We start from the raw sequence: 20,181 nt of genomic DNA on the forward strand, positions 1-20,181 counted from the left end.
TGCCGGGTGAATGGTTAATCAAGCGTTAACCACCCCACGCTAGGCCATCAAATGGCCATGCAAAATGCGAAAGTGACCAAATCACTAGGCAGGAAGTGCCGATCCGTCCGGGTCGGCGGCTATTGCCCCCGTCGGAATCGCGCTATGTGCGTGCCGTGGCGGAATACATTTGGAGGCCCTGTCCGTGCAATTCATCTCCGGCCTGTTCGGCGACGGCAGCATTTTGAACATGCTCTTTGCGCTGGGCATTGTCCTCGTCCTCATAGTGCTGGCCGTCTGGCTGCTCAAGTTTATCTCCAACCTGTCCGGCAATGCCACGCGCGGCCGCAACCGGCGCCTTTCCATCGTCGACACGCTGGCCATCGACCAGAAGCGGCAGCTGATCATCGTCCGCCGGGACGATGTGGAACACCTGGTGCTGGTTGGCGGACCGCAGGATGTGGTCGTGGAAACCGGCTTCGCCGCGCCCGAGGCACCGCAGCCCCCTGCCCGCCGACCTGTTCCGGCCGTAGCGGCGCCCAAGCCCGTCGACGTCAAGGCCTCCGTGCCGCAGCCGGCCGTTGCTGTTCAGCCCACCACCGCCAAGGCGCCCGAGGGCGCACCGGGCACGCTGCTCGAGCAGTTGCAGCAGTCCGGCCACCCCGGCAATCGCAAGGCGCGGGTATCGCTGCGCCAGACCGGCCTGCTGCGCCCGGTGACCGAGCAGGACCCGACACTATCCGTGCAAAACCCGGACGCGCCGGGCGGTCGTTCTGCCGACTCAGCTAAAGAGAACGGGAACGACACCGCGAGCGAAGGCAAAGGGCTTGAGCACCAGAACGGCGACCAGGCCAACCGGCACTGAACCGGCGCGCATCCCGCGCTGGCGGATTGTCCTGCCCGCAGTTACCGCGATCGGCCTGCTGATCCTTTGGACCAGCGGCGCCTTCGCGCAGGACGTTTCCATCGATTTCGGCGACGATACGACGCTGACCGAGCGGGCCATCCAGCTCATCGGCCTGATCACGCTGCTGTCGCTGGCTCCCTCCATCCTCGTGATGGTGACCAGCTTCACCCGCATCGTGGTGGTCCTTTCCCTGCTGCGCACCGCCATCGGCCTGCAGACCGCACCGCCCAATTCGGTGATGGTGTCGCTGGCCCTGTTCCTGACGCTCTTCATCATGCAGCCGACCCTGCAGCAGAGCTACGAGCAGGGCATCGCCCCGCTCATGGCCGGCGACATAGAATTCGCCGAGGCGTTCGAGCTCTCGGCCGCGCCCCTGCAGGAATTCATGATGGCCAATGTGCGCGAGCAGGACCTGGCCCTCTTCTACGACCTCACCGATGCGGAAGTCCCGGCCGACCCCTCTGCCGTGCCGCTGCAACTGCTGATCCCGGCCTTCATCATCTCCGAGCTGCGCCGCGCCTTTGAAATCGGCTTCCTGCTGTTCCTGCCCTTCGTGGTCATCGACATGGTCGTGGCCTCGGTGCTGATGAGCATGGGTATGATGATGCTGCCGCCTGTTGTTATCTCCCTGCCTTTCAAGCTCGTCTTCTTCGTGCTGGTCGATGGCTGGTATCTGGTGGCCGGATCGCTGGTGCGCAGTTTCACCAGCGGCTAGCGAACGCCCATGTACCGCGCCAAGCCGGGCATCAAGAAAGACCATGTACGGCGCTGGGCCCTGCCCGACCGCATTTTCTTCGGACACGGCGCCTGCCATATCCTGGCTGGCGTCTATCTGGGTGAAGCGCCGCTGCCCGGCTTTCATGCGGAGCGGATCATGCCGCATGGCGAAGTGCCCGGCGGCCATATGTATGTGACCGACGGCACGGTCGCCTTCGACTATCACGGCTACAGCCTGCGCCAACGCCTCCTCGACCACCACCGGCGATCGTGGCAGACCGACCATCCCGGCTGGGACTACGACATCGAACGCGTCGACTTCCCCATTCTGGGCGCCCACGCGCTCAATTCCCGCAAGATGCTGGGCCCGGGGCAATATCTGGAAAACCCGATACCCCGCGCCCGCGCCTTCATCGCGCGCTTCGACCATCAGCGCGCTGCGGCGCGCGCCAGGGGCTAGAGTGAGGCCAGGCCGCTGCTGGGCTTGGCGGCGTTGACGGGGGTCAGGGCCCCTTCCCCGGCATAGGTTTCCCGATAGGACGAGAGAAATGCCGTGAGGCTGTCCACGGCAGCTACTTCCGCCGCGACGCGCTTGAATTCCAGGCTCGTGGTCTGAATTGGCCCGGTGACATAGTCGAACATCGGCCATTCGGGCGAGGCAACCATCTGCTCCCCGAATTTGGCGCGCAGGCGCGACAGCCCGAACTCATCTCCAGCCAGCACATAGCCAACTGCGGCCTTGATCAGGCTCATGCGACCGGCCAGGTTCAGTGGCTTGCCATCGGTCTCGCGACCATAGATCGCTTCGATCATTTCGCCGGCCTGGCTGTAGCGACGGGCCTTCCAATGCGCGTCGATGCGCAGCAATTCGACGTCCTTGCCGTCCATATTGCTGATCAGGTCGAGCGCCAGCTGGTCACGGCCGCCATCGATCATGGCGCGCGCCTCGAGTATGCGTCGCTGGCGCTGCAGCGTCTCCGGCAGGCCGGGCAGTTGGGTATCGTTGAGCACCCGAATGGCATCCTGCGGCTTGCGGTCAGCCAGATAGATGACGGCAAGGTCGGAGGCGATCTGGGTACGGGCCACGCCGCGCAGACGATTGTCGAGCTGGTACTGCAGCAGGTCTGCGGCCTGAGGCAGCAAGTCGACACGCACAAGCCTGCGCGCCAGGTTGCGGATCATCTCGTCACCGCGGGCGCCCGGTGGGGTCAGGTGCTGGAAATCATAGAAGATCGCCATGGCCTCCACGGCCCCGATCGAGTCGGCGACGCCGTTGAGGAACAGATCGGAGAACATCGACTGGGCCTGGTCGCGCAGGCCATTGACCGAGGGGCTTTCGGGATAGTTGGCGACGGCCGCCTTCACTGTCTCGAATCCCATCCGGTAATCGCCATTGCGGAAATAAAGCTGCGCCAGGAGTGTCTGCATTTCTGCTTCCAGCGCGTCACCGCGCCACAACAGCGCCTCCGCAGCCAGCGTCTGCGTGCCCTTTGCCAGGTCGAGCCGACCGTCATTGTCCAGAAGACGCAGCGTCCTGAAGACGGCCTCGGCCCGCGTCGGACGGACTTCCGAGGCAATGACCTGACCGTAGGTATCCAGAGCTTCCTGGTAGCGGCCTTCGGCCTCGTCGACGCGCCCGGCCAGCAGGTGATGGAGCGAACTGTCTTCGGCGCTCATGCTGGCAAAATCCACGGCATCAAGCATGCGCTGGGCCTGGCCCGGATCACCGGCCTCAACGGCTGCACGGGCGGCGGACAGCCGGAAGCGGTTGCGCAGCCATTCGGGATAGCTGTCGACAATGGTGCGCGCCTCGACGGCATCATAGCGAGCGCCCGCATAGTCCTGGGTGTCCGCCCGCGCAATCGTGCGCCAGAACAAGGCATCCTGCTCCTGCTCCAGCGAGGCGGCCGTCAGCAATTGCAGCGCATCCCGGGGCCGGCCAGCCAGAACATTGGCAATTGCGGTCGTGTTGCGGACTTCGCGGGTGAGGTCGGTTGCCTTGAGCTCGCTCTCGAGCACTCGCAGCACCCCAAGCGCTTCCATGCCAAACCGGTTGGCAATCAGGTACTGAGCCAGACGCAGGCGAGCAATATCCCGCTCGCGCCCTTCACTGGCCGCAGCAACCTGCTCCAGCCGGTCACGCTCTGCCACAAAGGCTTTGGGGTCGCGTTGTTCGAGCGCGCCGAGATCGATGAAACCGGCGCGGGCGGCCTCCTGTGCCTCGGCCCCCACCTGCCGCGGGGAATCGATCGCCGAAACCGTCAGGCCGCCGGTTGTCGAAATGACGGCCTCCGGGCTCTCGACCTTGACCGCAACATTGGGTGACTTGGGCTGCACAACCAGTCCATGCACGCTGCGCAGCGCGGCGAAATCCACATAATCGAGAGTACGGGTCAAACCGCGGGCCGGCGGGAAGGCGGTGACCACCTGCAGGACGTCGCCCACCAGCGGATCGCGGAATTCATGCACGCGACCGGGCCGGGCGACATCAGCCACCATTTCGAAGGCCCCTTCGATATCGCGACGGCGCGACAGCGTCATTGGCTCTGTGGGGCTCAGCATCATGTCGCCCAGCGACAGGACCCAGGCCATGCCCTCGGAGCCAAGGGTCGCCAGACGGTCCTGCGACAGGTCCAGCCGCACCACCTGCGTGTCGCTGGCAGAGATGACGGTGAAATCGTGCGCGATGGTTTCCAGCTGGCTCGTGTCGGACGGCGCGTCAATCCCGCTGACCGTATCGAAGATCATCCAGACCGTATCGCCACGCCGGAAAACGGCGGCCGGTGTGTCCTGCTCAAAGGGGAACACCAGGCGAACCGTATTGCCCAGCACATTGACGAAGGGGGTAACGGTCTCCGAGGCAGCCTGCTGCAATGCAGCAATCTGCGGCGCTTCGGCCTCCGCCGCGGCATGCTGCTCGGCCGCGAGATGCTCCGCCTCGGCCGAAATGTCGGCCGCCGAAAGCGCTGGCAGCGCATATCCGGCAATGTCGATGTCGAGGACGTATTGCGAGGGCGAAATCGCATAGAAGCGCGGCTCTACCCCCTCTGCGAAAATAAACGTGGCCGCTGCGCCATCAGCCGAGGACCCTGCCTGCGCCGAGACGATCTCGGGAGGCATATTGGTCATCAGATTGCCCAGGTCCATGCTGACCGGCCACTCAAACGTCGCGGCGCCAATCTCGCCCTTCTGGTTGAACGCGCCCTCCGTGGGGACGGTCCAGTCGAACTGCAGGCGCAGGAATGTTGCATTGCGCCCGATGCGGACATTGACCTTCGGGTCGAGTTCGGCCGCCATGCGCGCCTTGCGGTCGCGCTCGGCCTTAATGGCCGCCAGACGCGCCCGTTCGGCCAGTTCCTCGATGATTTCCTGCGGCAGCGCCGGGGGCATGCCCTGCCAGGACGTCGGCATGAGATCAACGAAGAGCTTTTCGCCCGCTTCGATACGGTTGAAGTTGAACCCGCTCTTGAGCGCCAGTCTCAGGCCGCGCTTGTCAGGATCGATGCGGGCCATCGACAGGTAATTGGGCATGGTCACGGCGACATCGGGCAGAAGAATGTCTACCGGGCTCTCGAATTCCACGGAGAGCACGCCATTGTCGACGCGGAATTCGTAGGGAGGCAATTCATCAAGCGAAGGAAAGCTGAGGATCAGACGGGCATAGCCGTCTTCCTCTGTGGCATAGAGCTGACCCTGATTCTGGGCGAAAGCCGAGGTCGCCATGGCCAGCATGCTGACCAGCGCCGAGGCGACCAGGACACCAAGTGTCCGCCGCCAGCCTGACATGATTGCAGTCTTCACGGCCTTCTGCCCGCCCGACGCACATGTCGCGCAAATTGAACACGGGAAAGCTCCCGAAGTCCTCAAAAACGCGAGGGTTACAACATTCAGTCGCCTGCCGTCGTTCTTGACGGGTGGGGCGCCTGAGTTTGCACCCTAGCCATGGCTGCTTAACACCCCCCTAAGGGGATGACCGCAATTGCTACTGGCCCACGATTTGCGGCAGCGAGGCGAGATCTTCCGGCGCCATCTGGTCGAGCGGATCGGTGGTGGCCGAGGCCATGCGCACGGTGAGTTCCTGCGCCCGCATCGTGTCCATTTCCGCCAGGATCGGCGCCATCTTGCGCGGGCTCATCATCTTGGCGACCCGCAACAGCACTTCGATGTCGAGCGCATTGAAGATATTGGCCGCATCCTTGGGCTTCATGGTTTCATACATCGCCACGATGCCCGCGAACTGTCCCTCTTCCATTTCCTTGCGCTGCTCGACGAGGGAGGCAATCTGACCTTCGATGGCCTCCAGGGTCGCCTGGCGTTCCTCGATGCGCTTTTCCGCGGCTTCAACCAGCGAGGCGCGCATGGCCAGTTCCTGCTCATAGGAGTCGAGCTCGGTCCGGCGGGTCGAGAGACGCTCCAGGAGAACCTGCTCGGTCAGGGAGGACTCCCCGGCGGCGAGTTCCTGGGTGCCATCGGGCGTCACGATCTGCGGCAGTGCGTCGGTCAGGGGCGGGCAGTCCCCCGGGATGACCAGGAGCTGGCCTTCCGACGTATCTTCCTCGCCTTCCTTGGCCACGGAACGCGGCGCACAGGCATTGTCATTGGCGACCTGATTGGCCGGTGGCTCGCCATGGCCATCGGCAGGCGCCTCGGCGTGGCCGGCTTCCGCCTCGCCTGCTGCGGCATCCCCATGCCCGGCCGCTGGCGCGCCATGACCGGCAGCAGCTGGCGCCCCATGGCCACCGCTTGCCGCTGCCTCGCCCAGAGTGGGCGTGCCGTCGGCCAGTGTCGGGCTATTGTCTTCGATCGTCGGCTCGCTGGGCAGGGTGACGGTTTCACCCGGCGCGGCACTCGCGCCATGGCTCCCGCCTCCGCCCCCACCGGCGGCCTGCGCAACGCTGACCCCGGTCAGCACATAGCCGCCTTCGGTCACCAGCCCGATGGTCTTGAGGACCAGGAGGGCGGCAACGGCCATGATGACGACCGGGAGCAGACGAATATTGGTCACGCAGCGGCTCCGCGGCTACGCACGCGCTCGGAGAGCTGGGCCAGCGCGTTCTGCACCTTGTTCGGCGGCTCCACCGGCTCGATGGCCTGGCTATGGCGCGCCACGCTGGTGATCTTCGCGATACGCTCCATCAGCACCGAACCCGCCGTGACATGGTTGGCCAGCTCGACGCCAAAACGCTCTGCCTCCTCAAGGCGCGACGTCAGGGCGAGATCGGCCTCCACTGCGGTGGACTTGAGTTCCTTGATCGCCTGATTGGCGAGATTGGTGGCGCTGACCAGATCGGCCACCATCTGGCGCATCGCATCCTTGTCCTGATGCAGCCGCTTGAGGCTGCGGTTGAGCAGGACGCAATAACCGATGGTCAAGGCCAGCAGGATTGCCACAGCGCCTTCCACAAATAGTCCAAGAGGCAGCCCGAACATCATCGTCCTTCCATAGTCTCGTCGATTGCCTCAAAGGCCGCCATGGTGACCTTGGGCGGGTTGAGCGGTTGTGTGACCCGCACGGATACGTGGTTGCCGATATGGCCCATAATGGCCTCGGTCAGTTCGACATCGCCGCAGCGCAGACGCACCGGATCGGACGGGCTGCGCTCGAACATCAGCGTCTGGCCCGGCTTCAAGTCGAGGAGCTTCGCGAGCGGCAGCTCCTGCTCGTGCAGCACGGCCTCGATCTCGACATCGGCCTGGAAAATCTCGGTGGCCAGATGCCCTTCCCAGATCGGGTCGCGGCCGAACTTTTCACCCATGAACATCTGCAGGAGCTGTTCGCGGATCGGCTCGATGGTGGCATAGGGCAGCAGAATTTCGATCTTGCCGCCGCGATCGTCCATTTCGATGCGCAACTCGATCAGGATTGCGGCATTGCCCGGCCGCGAAATAGCGGCGAAGCGCGGATTGGTCTCCATGCGCTCAAGCTTGAAATTGATCTGCGTCACCGGCTCGAAGGCGCGGTGCGTGTCCTCGAGAATGATCTCGATCATCTTGCGCGCCAGTGCCATCTCGATGGTCGTGTAGGGCCGGCCCTCGACGCGGATATTGCCGCCGATCCGGCGGCCGCCGAGCAGTACGTCGATCATCGAGTAGATGAGGTTGGAATCGACCGTCAGCAGGCCGTAATTCTCCCATTCCTCGGCCTTGATGACCGAGAGAATGGCCGGCAGCGGGATGGAATTGAGATAGTCCCCGAAGCGCACCGAGGAAATGGAATCCATGGTGACTTCGACATTGTCGGACGTGAAATTGCGCAGTGAGGTCGTCGACAGGCGCACGAGGCGGTCGAAGACGATTTCGAGCATCGGCAGACGCTCGTAGCTCACCAGCGCCGAATTGATCAGCGCCTGAACGCCGGTCAGCTCGACATTGCTGCCGGCGCTGGCGTCGAAGCCGAGAAGGCTGTCGATCTCGTCCTGATTGAGGACGCGGTCGGCCCCGCCTTCACCGTCGCCGTCGCCGCCTTCGAGCATGGCGGCCCATTCGGCAGCAGCCGCAGCAGCGCGCTCCTCGTCGGTCATCTCGCTTTCATCGGGCGCGGCGTTGCCGGCGGCTGACCCGATATCGTCCAGCCCCCAGTCTTCGCTCAATTTGTCCTGATCGCTCGGTCCGGCCATTACTGCACCAGGATTTCCTTGAACAGCACGCTTTCGACGTGAGCCGGATAGATGGCCAGGTTCACGCGGCGCAACAGTTCTTCCTTGAGCCGATAGATGCCGGCTGACCCTTCGAGATCGCTCTTGCGCAGCTCGCGCAGGTAGACCTGGAACGCGTCGGTGACCTTGGCCAGGCGCGGCTGGATCTCGGTCATCATGTGTTCATCCGCGACCTCCAGGGCTATGGTCAGTTTCATGAACGAAGCTGCCTCGCCTGCCGGCGTGTTCAAATTCACCATCATTGGCGGAAGGTTGAAGATGAAGGTGTCATGCACTTCCGCCGCTGCAGGAGCCTCCCCATGCCCCTCCGCCGCCTCTCCCCCACCCGAGGACGAGAGGAAGAAGAACAACCCGCCACCGGCGAGCAGCAGAACCACGACGGCCGCGCCAATAATGATGAAGAGCTTCGGAATGCCCTTCTTGGCTGGCGCTTCTGATCCGACTTCTGCTTCCGCAGCCATGTGCTAGGCCCTGTAAACGCGCGCAATTCCGGACGATTCCGGCTCACTGCCCAGCTAAGGCCCACTTGGTTAACGAAAGGTTACAAACTACCCCTGACCGGCAGATTTTGCCGAGCAAGATTTGCCGGTCAGCACGGCAATGCCTGCCGCTGGTGAAACGAGGTAAATTTCTAAACCATTGATTTTGAATATGTTACCGACCTGGCATGGTTTCTGCAAAGTAAACGGGTGAGGCAGCCAGCTTGGGGAAGTGGGCTGTCTCGGGGACCAACCGGGGATTAACATGATCGAGAACGCGCAACTCATCGGCCTTTCCAGGCAGATCGCCTTGCAGCGCCAGATGGATGTGGTGGCGAACAATATCGCCAACCTCAACACATCGGGCTTCAAGGCCGAGCAGATCCTGTTCGAAGAATATGTGATGCCGGTCGCCCGCGATCAGAATTTCCCCACACTCGACCAGCCCCTGTCCTACGTGCAGGACTGGGCCACCGTGCATGACCTCAGCGGCGGCGCCGTGACTCAGACCGGAAACGAGCTGGACGTCGCACTCAACGGCGAGGGCTTCTTCGCAGTCCAGACTGCCGCCGGCGAACGCTGGACCCGCGCCGGCTCTTTCCAGATCAACAATCAGGGCAATCTGGTCGATCTTTCCGGCAATCCGGTGCTCGGCACCGGCGGCCCGATCACCTTCGGTCCGGAAGAGACAGGCATCACCATCGCCGCCGATGGCTCAATCGCTTCGAGCGCTGGCGCCAAGGGCCAACTGCGCATCGTCGAATTCGCCAATGCCCAGGAGCTGAAGCGCGAAGGCTCGAACCTTTTCTCCGGCGGCGAGCCGCGGGCCGCCGTCGACACCCGCGCCATGCAGGGTCATGTCGAGCGTTCCAACGTCTCCGGCGTGTCGGAAATGGCCGAAATGATCCGCGTGCAGCGCGCTTACGAGTCTGCTGCCTCCATGGCCCAGAAGCAGGATGAAATGCGCCGCAGCGCCATCCAGCGTCTCGGCGACGCCAACGCCTGAACCTGAGGACCAAGACCGATGAAAGCTCTCTACATCGCATCGACCGGCATGGGCGCTCAGGAACGCAATGTCGAAGTCATCTCCAACAACATCGCGAACATGCGCACCACTGGCTACAAGCGCCAGCGTGCGGAGTTTCAGGACCTGCTCTACCAGCAGATCACCCGCGCCGGATCACAGACCTCGGCCGAGGGCACAATGGTGCCAGCCGGCCTCGAGATCGGTTCGGGCGTGCGCACCGTGGCCACGCCCCGCGTGATGAGCCAGGGCTCAGTCAACATGACCGAGGGCGAACTCGACGTTGCGATCCGCGGCGAAGGCTTCTTCATGGTGCAGTTGCCCGATGGCCGCACGGCCTATACCCGCGACGGCTCTTTCCTGCGCGACGCTGAAGGCACACTCGTCAATTCCAGCGGCTATACGCTCGACCCGGGCATCTCCATTCCCGGCGATGCGCGCGGCGTGTCGATTTCACCCGACGGCACCGTCGAAGCCTATGTCGGCACCGACACCCTGCCGACCCAGATCGGCCAGCTGCAGCTCGCCCGCTTCGTCAACAAGTCCGGCCTTGAATCGATGGGCGACAACCTGTTCCTCGAAACCGCCGCCAGCGGCCCGGCTCAGGTGAGCGTGCCCAATATCGATGGCACGGGCAACCTGCTGCAGGGCTATCTCGAAATGGCCAACGTCAATTCGGTTACCGAGATCGCCGACCTCATCGCTGCCCAGCGCGCCTACGAGATGAACGCCCGTGTCATCTCCGGCGCCGACCAGATGATGCAGGCCACGAGCCAGCTGAGCTAAGGAGAGGGACGATGAACACCATCCGCACACTTGCCATCGCCCTGGGCCTGGTCCTCTCGACCGGCATCGCCGGCGCAGCGCCCGTGCTCAAGGCCGATATCGTGATTACAGGTCCGGTCGTCACCGTCGGCGACATGTTCAACGATGCGGGTCTGCTGGCAGAACAGCCGCTGTTCCGCGCCCCCCTGCCCGGAACAACCGGCAATGTCGACCTTGCCGCCATTCGGTCGGCCACCACCCGCATCGGTCTCACCCGGTTCGAAGCCAATGGCCTGTCGCAGGTTCGCGTGTCCCGCTCTGCCGCAGCCGTCGATCATGACCTGCTGGCGGGCCTGATCACCGACGACCTTCGCAACCGCGGCATTCTGGGCAATGGCATGAGCGCCGCGCTTTTGTTCACCGATCCTGTGGGCACCATCAATGTGGCCACGACCGACGCCCCGGCCAGGCTGGAAAGCCTGCGCTACCTGCCCGGCAACGGGACGTTCTCCGCCCGCTTCCTGCTGTCGGGCATCGATCAGCCGCTCGACCTGACCGGCAAAGTGGAACTCAGCATTGAAGCACCGCACCTCGCCCAGGGCCTTGCTGCGGGCACGATCCTGCGCCCCGAGCATATCGTCATGCGCGCCCTGCCGATCCAGCAGGCCGATGCCCAGGGCGTCGCCTCGCTCGATCAATTGGTGGGCATGGCGCTCAACCGCCAGAGCCGGGATGGCATGCTGCTCCGCGCCAGCGACGTTTCCACTCCGCTCGCTATCGCCAAGAATGACCTTGTGACCATTTTCTACCGCCAGGGCCCCATGACCCTGACCGTCAAGGGTCAGGCCGTCACCAGCGCCGCTGCCGGCGCCCCGGTGCAAATCCTCAACCTCGTCTCCCGGCGCGTCATCAGTGCCACCGTCGTCTCCCCCGGCGCCGTGGAAGTTTCCACCGCCCCCGTCACTCTCGCCGGCCTCTAGTTCAAGGGACAGATGAAAATGAACATCGCAAAGATCGCCACCATCCTGACCCTCACCGCCGCCCTCGCCGGCTGCAACACCATGGATCGCCTCGCCAGTGTCGGCCAGGCTCCGGCCCTGACCGCCATTGCCGATCCGACCACCACGGCAGGCTACCAGCCGGTGCGCATGCCCATGCCGGAACCCATCGCCGATACCTACCAGGCCAATTCGCTCTACCGCACCTCGGCCAAGGGCTTCTTCAAGGACGAGCGCGCCCACCGCGTCGGCGACATCCTCACTGTCATGGTGACCATCGACGACAGCGCCCAGATCAGCAACACCACCAGCCGCAACCGGACCTCGTCCAACTCGGCTGGCATGGGCGGCATTTTCGGCGCCGTGGTCGACAATATCTCCCAGGGCCAGATCGACCCGACATCGGCAGTCGACCTCACCTCCGGGATGCGAGACGCCGGCAATGGTTCGGTCAACCGCAGCGAAGCGCTGGAGACCTCGGTTGCCGCGGTCGTCACGCAGGTCCTGCCCAACGGCAACCTGGTCATCGAGGGCCGCCAGGAAGTGCGCGTGAATTTCGAGGTTCGCGACCTGATCGTGGCAGGCATCGTCCGCCCCTCCGATATCCAGGCGAACAACACCATTCCCTCCACCAAGATCGCCGAAGCCCGTATCTCCTACGGTGGCCGTGGCCAGATCACCGACGTGCAGCAACCTCGCTACGGCCAGCAGGCCCTCGACGCGATCCTGCCCTTCTAGAAATCACCCCATCCGGCGGCGCATCCCCCATCGCGCCGCCGCTTCCCGGCCGGACCAGAATGGAACGGCACGGCCCCAAGCGCAGAAAGCGCCGGGCCTTCTCTGTGGCTCCAGCTTCCCCAGGCGCGGAGCCCTTTCCCCACGAGGCGCAGCTTCCCCGGCTGCGCCTCTCCCTTTTCTGGTGCAACCGACCCGTGCCGGATGTGTTGGCTCATCGGAGAGGAGGAGACCATGACCCTCGCAGCCGGAATAGCCATCGGCATCGCCATTGGCGCAGGGGGCGGCATCGCGCTGGACAACCTGGCCATGGGGATCGGCATCGGCCTTGCTCTCGGCATCGCCATCAGCCTGGCCTTTCAGGCCCGCGGCGGCGCCAAGAGCCCACCGGCTGACAAGTCTTGATCCCCTCGGCTGGCTATGGAAGAGATCGGACACCGCTATCTGGAGCCTGCCATGTCCTTCCAAAAACTCGATGATCTCGGCCGCAAGCTGGAGGCGCTCGAACACGCGCTATCTATTCTCGGGGCCGACGAGGCGACCCATATGGCCGTCGGCGGCGGCGAGAAGCGGGCCGAGGCGATGGCCAACCTGGCTGGCATGTATCACGCACAGGTCAGCGCGCCCGATATCGCTGACTGGATCGATGCCGCGCGCGACGAAGACCTGAACGAAGACCAGAAACTCGCCCTCAATGAGTTCGAACGCTCCTATATCAACGCGACCTGCCTCCCGACTGAATTCGTCGAGCGCCGGACGGCGGCGACGATGCGCTCCGAACAGCTCTGGCGCGACCTGCGCGGCAAGGGCGATTGGGACAGTTTTCTTCCCGCCCTCGAAGGTGTGGTGTCGCTGGTGCGCGAGGAGGCAGCCCTGCGCTCTGCGGCAACGGGACTGGCGCCCTATGACGCGCTGATGGATCAATATGATCCAGGCAACCGCACCGCCGACATCGACGCCGTGTTTGCCGATTTGAAGAGCTTCCTGCGGGATTTTGTACCCACTGCACTGGACATGCAGGAGCGACGCCTTGCCGCTCGTCCACGCAAGTCTCTCAATGCCCCCTTCCCCATCGAAAAGCAGCGCGAACTGGGCCTGGCTGCCATGCGCGCCGTCGGCTTCGACTTTACCCATGGCTCGCTGGCTGTCTCGCATCACCCCTTCTGCGGCGGCGTGCCATCAGATGTACGCATGACCACGCGCTACCGCACCGACGAATTCCTGTCTTCGCTGATGGGGGTGCTGCATGAAACCGGCCACGCGCTTTATGAGCAGGGCCTGCCCAAGGACTGGTCGCATTGGCCGCTGGGCAAGGCGCGCGGCATGGGCATGCATGAAAGCCAGAGCCTGTTCGTGGAGATGCAACTCGCCCGCAGCCCCGAATTCTGGGAATTCCTGCTGCCGCTGGTGCACCAGCACCTGGGCGAGGAGGCCATCGCTGGCTGGGACATTGCCGACGTGCTGAACGAAGTGAACCATGTCGAACGCGGCTATATTCGCGTCGATGCCGATGAAGTCACCTACCCGCTCCATGTTATCCTGCGCTACGAGCTGGAGCAGGCGCTGGTCTCCGGAACGCTTGAGGCCAGCCAGATTCCAGAGGCCTGGGATGCGAAGATGACCGAGTATCTCGGCATTTCCACGATCAACAATCCCAAGGACGGACCGATGCAGGATGTGCATTGGCCTGGCGGCGCCTTCGGCTATTTCCCCAGCTATACGTTGGGTGCGATGATCGCGGCCCAGCTCGGTGCAGCTATGACGAAGGACATTCCGGACATGCGCGACCAGATGCGCCAGGGCGAATTCGGCGCGATCAACCAGTGGCGCGCCGACAAAGTCTGGACCCCGGCATCTCGTTACTCGACGCCGGATCTTGTTACCCGGGCCACCGGTGAACCGCTCAATGCCGAGCACTTCAAGGCGCATCTGAGGCGGCGCTACGGCGGCAACTGACCTGTCCCTGACCAAGGAGACCCAAATGGCCAAGCTCGTACATGTCGAAATCACCGCCACCGATGTGGCGGCGACGGCGGATTTCTATGCGGAGGTCCTGGGCATCAGGAGCGACCCGTCGCCCTATGCACCCAATTATACGATGCTCACTGCCAAACACGGCCCGGTGGGCGCGGTGATGGACAAGACCTACAAGGCCCAGCCAGTCATCGCCTGGTTCGCCGTCGACGATCTCGACGCCGCCCTGGCCAAGGCCGTCGCAGGCGGCGGTTCACAGGTGGGAGACATCAACGACATCCCCGGCCAGGGGCGCCTGGCCTATGTCAGCGACCCCAACGGCACGCTGTTCGGCCTGCGTCAGCCCGAATAAAAACACCAGACATTTCAGAACATTACCTTAGGCAGTGGAATCACTTTCCGCTGCCTTGTTGATGAACCCAAACTGAATCGACACTTCATGAGCGGTTCCAAATCACCCGTCTAAAACAGTCTCTATCAAGGACGCGGTCGGAGGGACCGCAGATAAACCCAAGGAGACGTCGAAAAATGATCCGCAAGCTTCTCATCACCGCCCTGACCGCCACTGCCCTCATCGGTGCAGCCGCCCCTGCCATGGCCAATGGCCTCTACATCGAACAGTATGGCTGGGGAAATGCCGCCGGCGGTGGGCAGAATGGCTGGAACAACAAGTTCGGCGCCTACCAGAATGGCAAGTGGAACACGGCCATTTCTAACCAGAATGGCGGCAACAATACTTCCGCCATTGGCCAGCAGGGCAAGAACAACACCGGTGATGTCTGGCAGAATGGCTGGAACAACCAGGGCGGCGTCGGCCAGTTCGGCAAGAACCATACCACGGTCCTGACCCAGGATGGCAATGGCAATGTCGCCGCTGGCGTGCAGGTGGGCAATGGCTGCAACGCCAACATCTCCCAGAACGGCTCCAATAATGTCAGCGCCTTCGTGCAGGTCTGCCCGTAATTCCAATGGCTTGGGGTCGGTACTGAACCGGCCCCACCCCGCGTCCCGAGGAGGACACCATGGTTCAGTCCAGTTTCCGAATTGCCGCCGTGGCTGTGGGTGCCCTGGCCCTTGCCGGCGTCGCCGCCCAGGCCAATGGCAACGCGCCCGCCTTTGACTGCGGTATCGACAGCAAGACCAGCAACGGCATGCTCTCGGTGGCCGGGGTGGTCACCAGCCCCACCACTATCCAAGGCGAATATCGCTTTGCTCTCAGGAGCATGGGCGGTGGCGGGTCGTCCAATATCAACCAGGGCGGCCAGTTTTCGGCCGCCGCCAACAGCCCGGCCTCGGTAGGTCAGGTAATGGTCAATGCCAGCAGCAATATCGACATCGACTTCACGATTACTGTCGACGGCAAGCAGTTTGACTGCTCTTCCCCGCTTGCGACCCGCACCTGATCGCCCCCAAATGCCCCCATTCCTCCCCCACTGCCCCGCTTCGGCGGGGCCATTTTTTACCCGGACACCACCGTCCCCGGGAAGCGACCCGGGGCTGTCTCATGCCGGATGAACGATGTCTGAACGCACCGCTCCGAACCGGTTCAGCACCGCCCCGATAGGGTCATTTCAAGCGCTGGGAAGGCCAGCCAACGGGAACGCCAGACACCTTTCGGGAGACTTTCAATGACCACTCGCTTCACCAGGACTTTCGCCGCCGCCCTCACCGCCACCCTGCTCGGCCTGTCTGCTGCCCCGGCCATGGCCGGCGGCCAGATCGCCATCGGCTTTTCGCCGACCGATCCGGACAAGGCCAAGGCCCTCGGGATCGGCCTGCAGGTCTTTTCGCTGGTCAAGGGCTTCTCCGGCACCGGCGCCAACGTCTACCAGAATGGCAATGGCAATTCCGCCGGCGGCAGCCAGAGCGGCTGGGGCAATCACGGTGTCGTCTGGCAGGAAGGCAATGGCCACAACGGTACCATCCACCAGAGCGGCAACAACAACAGCTGCGGCCTGTTCCAGTTCGGCCAGGCCACTGACGCGCAATGCGTCCAGAACGGCAACGAGTCCGGCATCACCACTGTCTTCGGCTTCTGAACCGCATCCGAACGACCAAAGAAGCGGCGGGACCTCCGGGTCCCGCCTTTTGTTTTCGCCCCGGGAAAAATGTGCGAGAAAAAATGTCGAAGCCCTACCGGGCCACTCGTCGGCTCGGCAGGAAGGCAATTTCGCCTTCGTTCCGAGGAGCAGAACAATGCGCGTAGTCGTTTTCGTAAAAGCCACCGCCGACAGCGAACAGGGCATCATGCCGCCCAGCGAATTGCTGGAAGCCATGGGCCGGTACAATGAGGAATTGATCAATGCCGGCATCATGCTGGGCGGCGACGGGCTACAACCCTCGATCAATGCCAAGCGCGTCCGCTTCAGCGGTTCGGATCGCTCGGTAATCGACGGACCGTTTGCCGAGACCAAGGAACTGGTCTCCGGCTACTGGATCTGGGAAGTGCGCGACATGGACGAAGCCGTCGCCTGGGTGAAGCGCTGCCCCAACCCGATGATGGAAGACAGCGAGATCGAAATCCGCCCGGTCTTCGAACTCGACGCATTCGAAGAGCACATGACGCCGGAAATCCAGGCCATACACGACAGGAACCGCGAAAATTTCGAACGCTAGGTGCCACGGCCGGCACGCCGACTGGACGAAAAGCAAAAAGCCCGCATCGCTGCGGGCTTCTTCACTTCTTGCAGGTGACCCACTTATTCGTCGCGATAGACCTTCTCGCGGCGCTCATGCAGCTCCTGGGCTTCCAGGCTCAGCGTCGCGGTGGGACGGGCATCGAGCCGCGCCAGACCGATCGGATCGCCGGTTTCCTCGCAATAGCCATAGGTCCCGTCGTCGATACGCTTGAGCGCTGCGTCGATCTTGGAGATCAGCTTGCGCTGCCGATCACGAGTGCGCAGTTCGAGCGAACGATCGCTTTCGGAACTGGCCCGATCAGCCATATCCGGGTGGTTCTGGCTTTCTTCCTGGAGATTTTCGAGAGTCAGGCGGCTCTCGCGCAGAATCTCGTCCTTCCAGGCATGAAGCTTATTCCGGAAGTATTCCCGCTGGCGCGGGTTCATAAACGGCTCGTCCTCGCTGGGTCGATATTCCGTAAGTTCAACCGAAGACATCAGCAGACTCAACCTCCAATGCGCCCTTGGCGGCCTATATATGCGCCTCGGCCTCGCCCGGCAAGCGCACAAGTTACGACTCGTTAACGCAAGAAACTTCGTTGCATCAGGCGCATAGCTCCCAACTCGCAACAGCTTGATGACGAAAGCCCAAAACGTTGCAAAATCACAACTGAGGAAAGCGCCCCATCTTGGCCAATTCGACCCGGACGCGGAGTTCGATGTCGTCGAGCAGCCCATCGAGCCCGGGCTCGACCCGCTCGCGCAACGCACCGAGCTGGGTGACCATCGCATCGAGCCGCTCCGGCGAGGCCCGCCCAATGAGGAGGTCCGCCTTCATCTCCTCGAGCAGATCAAGCAGGCTCGCCCCTCGCTTGACCGCCTTGCGCCGGCTCTCGGAGAAGTCGCCAACCGCCTGCAGCGCGAGAATGGCATCAAGGCCAGCGGCAGGCGCTACCGGCGCCGCAGTGTTGACCCGTGCAGCGCCCTGCTCGCCTGCAGGCACGAAGGCAGGCCCGCTGCCGGCCTTGCCGACGGCACTCCGGCCAGCAACGCCGCTGGATCGATTGGGGGCATCAATGCGCAAGGGTCCTGACTCACTCAGCAAGCATGGCAATGACGGCAAAATCTGCCCACCGCGGTTAACAAGGCATTAACGCACCCGGCAAGAATTGCAGTCCATGGCAGCCATGTGCGGCGGAAAAGGGCAAGATGCTCGGCAAATGCCTGCAATTTCAACAACCTAGAAGAGGAAGCAGAAACTGGCACGCTTCTGGCATTGATCACTGCGAAGGCCGCGCCATGGGGATGGAGCGGCATCATTCGGGGACAAAAATGCCGAACCGCCTGTTCAGAACCATCGTTGCCACACTTTTCAGCGCCGCGCTGATCGTGACGCCGCTGACCCCCGCCCATGCTGCACCGGCGCGCATCAAGGACATTGTGGATATGGAAGGCATCCGCGAGAACCAGTTGCTCGGCTATGGCCTTGTGGTTGGCCTCAATGGCACTGGCGACAGCCTCAACAATTCCCCCTTCACCAAGCAGTCCCTGCAGTCGATGCTGGAACGGCTGGGCGTCAACACTCAGGGCGAGAATGTCCGCACGGCAAATGTTGCCGCCGTGATGGTCACTGCCAACCTGCCACCCTTCGCCACACAGGGCTCGCGCCTGGACGTGTCCGTTGCAGCGCTCGGCGACTCCGACAGCCTGCAGGGCGGCACTCTGCTGGCAACCCCCCTGCTCGGCGCCGATGGCGAAGTCTATGCCATCGCCCAGGGCGCCGTGACCATCAATGGCTTTAGCGCCGAGGGCGACGCGGCCAGCGTGGTCTCGGGTGTACCCACAACCGGTCGAGTGTCTTCGGGCGCCCTTATCGAGCGCGAAATCGAGTTTCACCTCGGCTCGCAGCACTCGCTTCGCCTCGCCCTGCGCAATCCGGACCTGACGACGGCCCGCCGCATCGCTTTGGCGGTCAACGATTTCATTGGGGCCCCGACCGCCGTGCCGGAAGACCCGGCCACCGTGCGTCTCACCCTGCCCCGCAATTTCAACGGTAATATCGTCGACCTGCTGACCGACATTGAGCAACTGGTGGTGCAGACCGACCAGCCCGCCAAGATCGTCATCGACGAAAATTCCGGAATCATCGTCATGGGCAAGGACGTGCGCGTGTCGAGCGTCGCCGTGGCCCAGTCCAACCTGACCGTTACCATCGCCGAAAACCCCGAAGTGGTTCAGCCCAACCCGCTGAGCTTCGGGGTGACCGCCGAGGAGCCCAATACCAATCTTAACGTCAACCAGTCCGACACCGCGCTCCAGGTGGTGAATGAATCGGTGACGCTGCAGCAGCTGGTCGATGGACTCAACGCGCTGGGTATCTCACCGCGCGACCTCATCGCCATCCTCCAGGCGATCAAGGCTACCGGCGCCCTACAGGCCGAGATCGAGGTGTTGTGATGGCGATTGCAACTCCCGCAGCGTCCAGCAGCCTGTCACCCGCGCAGCGGCTGACCATCCGCAAGCAGGCGGAGGAACTTGAAGGCGTGTTTCTCAACATGCTGACCAAGGAAATGTTCGCCTCGATCAAGGGCGACGAGAATTTCGGCGGCGGCTTTGGCGAGGAGACATGGCGCTCCATGCAGGCCGAACAGCTCGCCAACACCATGGCCCAGAGCGGCGGCATTGGCCTGGCCGACGACCTGATGGGGCAGATGATCGCCCTGCAGGAAGCCGCCAATGCCAGCCGTGGCCTCACCCAATCCAATATTGTCGCTAGTACCGGAGTGTACGGAAAATGACCGCAGCCGCCCGCCTTGCCGCTCTCGATGCCCTGCCGGCCGTAGAGCTGTGCACCCATGCCGAACAGGCGCTCGCCTCCCTCGTCGACGTTATGAACCAGGAGACCACGCTGCTGCGCGCCGGCCACCTGCGCCAGGCCGGGCAGTTGACGCCCGACAAGACGCGCCTGGCCCAGGACTACGTGACGTTCGCACGCGCCATCCAGCGCCAGAGCGCCCGCCTTTCGGTCGAAGCACCTGCCTTGGTGGAACGCCTGCGGGCCGGCCACGAAAGCCTTGCCACCCAGATGGCCGAGAACCTGCGCGTTCTGGCCACGGCCAAATCGGTCACCGAGGACGTGCTGACGGACGTGGCGCGCATGGTGGGCCAGCAGAACCGCGCCAAGACCTATGGCACGGCCGGAACGGTATCCTCGGACGCCAGCTCCTCGGCCAAAGGCATCGCCATCAACCGCGCCTTGTAATCCCGAACATTTAACTCAAATGCGCAACGCGATGGTTACGCGAGCATAAGGGGCATCACTTAGGGTT

Annotated in this window: 24 protein-coding genes; 17 read left to right on the forward strand and 7 right to left on the reverse strand. The window is 63.3% G+C overall.

Features of this window, described 5'->3' with window-relative positions:
- Positions 1–184: 184 nt before the first annotated feature.
- The 3 genes from MQW79_RS05190 to MQW79_RS05200 are packed head-to-tail and all read left to right on the forward strand — an operon-like array spanning position 185 to position 2,063.
- The gene (locus MQW79_RS05190) at positions 185–844 is read left to right on the forward strand and encodes a FliO/MopB family protein (RefSeq protein WP_476587229.1); all 660 of its coding nucleotides are present in this window, start codon (positions 185–187) and stop codon (positions 842–844) included.
- A gap of 25 nt (positions 845–869) precedes the next feature.
- Positions 870–1,601 carry a flagellar type III secretion system pore protein FliP gene (fliP, locus tag MQW79_RS05195; RefSeq protein ID WP_476588187.1) on the forward strand — a complete coding sequence of 244 codons (732 nt, stop codon included), beginning with the start codon at positions 870–872 and terminating at the stop codon, positions 1,599–1,601.
- 9 nt (positions 1,602–1,610) lie between these two features.
- Positions 1,611–2,063 (forward strand): hypothetical protein, encoded by a 453-nt coding sequence (locus tag MQW79_RS05200; protein WP_476587230.1) that lies wholly within the window; start codon positions 1,611–1,613, stop codon positions 2,061–2,063.
- Here the strand turns inward: MQW79_RS05200 and MQW79_RS05205 are convergent.
- From MQW79_RS05205 to MQW79_RS05225, 5 genes are all read right to left on the reverse strand, one after another.
- Entirely contained in the window at positions 2,060–5,404 is a 3,345-nt protein-coding gene (locus tag MQW79_RS05205) for a hypothetical protein (protein WP_476587232.1), read from the reverse strand. The two genes, MQW79_RS05200 and MQW79_RS05205, sit on opposite strands and share 4 nt — an antisense overlap.
- Positions 5,405–5,585: 181 nt before the next feature.
- Entirely contained in the window at positions 5,586–6,608 is a 1,023-nt protein-coding gene (locus tag MQW79_RS05210; protein ID WP_476587234.1) for a MotE family protein, read from the reverse strand.
- Positions 6,605–6,994 carry a DUF6468 domain-containing protein gene (locus tag MQW79_RS05215; RefSeq protein WP_476587235.1) on the reverse strand — a complete coding sequence of 130 codons (390 nt, stop codon included), beginning with the start codon at positions 6,992–6,994 and terminating at the stop codon, positions 6,605–6,607. Before MQW79_RS05215 ends, MQW79_RS05210 begins: the two co-directional genes overlap by 4 nt.
- A 38-nt stretch (positions 6,995–7,032) precedes the next feature.
- Positions 7,033–8,220, reverse strand: a complete 1,188-nt coding sequence (gene fliM / locus MQW79_RS05220; RefSeq protein ID WP_476587237.1) for a flagellar motor switch protein FliM — start codon at positions 8,218–8,220, stop codon at positions 7,033–7,035.
- A complete protein-coding gene (locus tag MQW79_RS05225; RefSeq protein WP_476587238.1) occupies positions 8,220–8,720 on the reverse strand; it encodes a flagellar basal body-associated FliL family protein in 501 nt (166 codons plus the stop codon). The genes fliM and MQW79_RS05225 overlap by 1 nt, the downstream gene beginning before the upstream one ends.
- A gap of 286 nt (positions 8,721–9,006) precedes the next feature.
- Here MQW79_RS05225 and flgF point away from each other — a divergent pair, with 286 nt between their 5' ends.
- From flgF to MQW79_RS05280, 11 genes are all read left to right on the forward strand, one after another.
- Complete coding sequence (gene flgF, locus MQW79_RS05230) at positions 9,007–9,744, forward strand: flagellar basal-body rod protein FlgF (RefSeq protein WP_476588188.1); 738 nt, start codon at positions 9,007–9,009, stop codon at positions 9,742–9,744.
- Positions 9,745–9,762: 18 nt separating this feature from the next.
- The gene (gene flgG, locus MQW79_RS05235) at positions 9,763–10,548 is read left to right on the forward strand and encodes a flagellar basal-body rod protein FlgG (RefSeq protein ID WP_476587240.1); all 786 of its coding nucleotides are present in this window, start codon (positions 9,763–9,765) and stop codon (positions 10,546–10,548) included.
- A gap of 11 nt (positions 10,549–10,559) precedes the next feature.
- On the forward strand, positions 10,560–11,507 hold the full coding sequence (gene flgA / locus MQW79_RS05240) for a flagellar basal body P-ring formation chaperone FlgA (RefSeq protein ID WP_476587241.1): 948 nt from the start codon (positions 10,560–10,562) through the stop codon (positions 11,505–11,507).
- A gap of 18 nt (positions 11,508–11,525) precedes the next feature.
- Complete coding sequence (gene flgH / locus MQW79_RS05245) at positions 11,526–12,263, forward strand: flagellar basal body L-ring protein FlgH (RefSeq protein ID WP_476587242.1); 738 nt, start codon at positions 11,526–11,528, stop codon at positions 12,261–12,263.
- Positions 12,264–12,494: 231 nt separating this feature from the next.
- Positions 12,495–12,665, forward strand: a complete 171-nt coding sequence (locus MQW79_RS05250) for a glycine zipper domain-containing protein (RefSeq protein WP_476587243.1) — start codon at positions 12,495–12,497, stop codon at positions 12,663–12,665.
- A gap of 51 nt (positions 12,666–12,716) precedes the next feature.
- Positions 12,717–14,216: a carboxypeptidase M32 gene (locus tag MQW79_RS05255; protein ID WP_476587246.1), complete on the forward strand. Its 1,500-nt coding sequence runs from the start codon at positions 12,717–12,719 to the stop codon at positions 14,214–14,216.
- A 25-nt stretch (positions 14,217–14,241) separates the two neighbouring features.
- Entirely contained in the window at positions 14,242–14,586 is a 345-nt protein-coding gene (locus MQW79_RS05260; RefSeq protein WP_476587247.1) for a VOC family protein, read from the forward strand.
- Between the two features lie 176 nt (positions 14,587–14,762).
- Positions 14,763–15,197, forward strand: coding sequence for a curlin (locus tag MQW79_RS05265; protein WP_476587248.1), 435 nt, complete (start codon positions 14,763–14,765; stop codon positions 15,195–15,197).
- A 59-nt stretch (positions 15,198–15,256) separates the two neighbouring features.
- Entirely contained in the window at positions 15,257–15,637 is a 381-nt protein-coding gene (csgH, locus tag MQW79_RS05270; RefSeq protein ID WP_476587249.1) for a curli-like amyloid fiber formation chaperone CsgH, read from the forward strand.
- Positions 15,638–15,862: 225 nt separating this feature from the next.
- On the forward strand, positions 15,863–16,273 hold the full coding sequence (locus MQW79_RS05275) for a curlin (protein WP_476587250.1): 411 nt from the start codon (positions 15,863–15,865) through the stop codon (positions 16,271–16,273).
- Positions 16,274–16,430: 157 nt separating this feature from the next.
- On the forward strand, positions 16,431–16,850 hold the full coding sequence (locus MQW79_RS05280; protein ID WP_476587251.1) for a YciI family protein: 420 nt from the start codon (positions 16,431–16,433) through the stop codon (positions 16,848–16,850).
- An 83-nt stretch (positions 16,851–16,933) separates the two neighbouring features.
- On the opposite strand, the gene dksA is transcribed toward MQW79_RS05280, so the two are convergent.
- Together dksA and MQW79_RS05290 are read right to left on the reverse strand one after the other, a co-directional pair.
- Positions 16,934–17,350 (reverse strand): RNA polymerase-binding protein DksA, encoded by a 417-nt coding sequence (dksA, locus tag MQW79_RS05285; RefSeq protein WP_476587252.1) that lies wholly within the window; start codon positions 17,348–17,350, stop codon positions 16,934–16,936.
- Between the two features lie 166 nt (positions 17,351–17,516).
- The gene (locus MQW79_RS05290; RefSeq protein ID WP_476587253.1) at positions 17,517–17,936 is read right to left on the reverse strand and encodes a flagellar assembly protein FliX; all 420 of its coding nucleotides are present in this window, start codon (positions 17,934–17,936) and stop codon (positions 17,517–17,519) included.
- 248 nt (positions 17,937–18,184) lie between these two features.
- Between MQW79_RS05290 and MQW79_RS05295 the strand changes: the two genes are divergently transcribed.
- From MQW79_RS05295 to MQW79_RS05305, 3 genes are read left to right on the forward strand one after another with little or no spacing between them, the layout of a single operon-like run.
- Positions 18,185–19,309, forward strand: a complete 1,125-nt coding sequence (locus MQW79_RS05295) for a flagellar basal body P-ring protein FlgI (RefSeq protein WP_476587254.1) — start codon at positions 18,185–18,187, stop codon at positions 19,307–19,309.
- Positions 19,309–19,650 (forward strand): rod-binding protein, encoded by a 342-nt coding sequence (locus MQW79_RS05300; RefSeq protein WP_476587255.1) that lies wholly within the window; start codon positions 19,309–19,311, stop codon positions 19,648–19,650. The genes MQW79_RS05295 and MQW79_RS05300 overlap by 1 nt, the downstream gene beginning before the upstream one ends.
- Positions 19,647–20,114 (forward strand): hypothetical protein, encoded by a 468-nt coding sequence (locus MQW79_RS05305; RefSeq protein ID WP_476587256.1) that lies wholly within the window; start codon positions 19,647–19,649, stop codon positions 20,112–20,114. Before MQW79_RS05300 ends, MQW79_RS05305 begins: the two co-directional genes overlap by 4 nt.
- Positions 20,115–20,181 lie beyond the last annotated feature (67 nt).

This window comes from Devosia sp. Micro-HW1, from assembly GCF_056341075.1.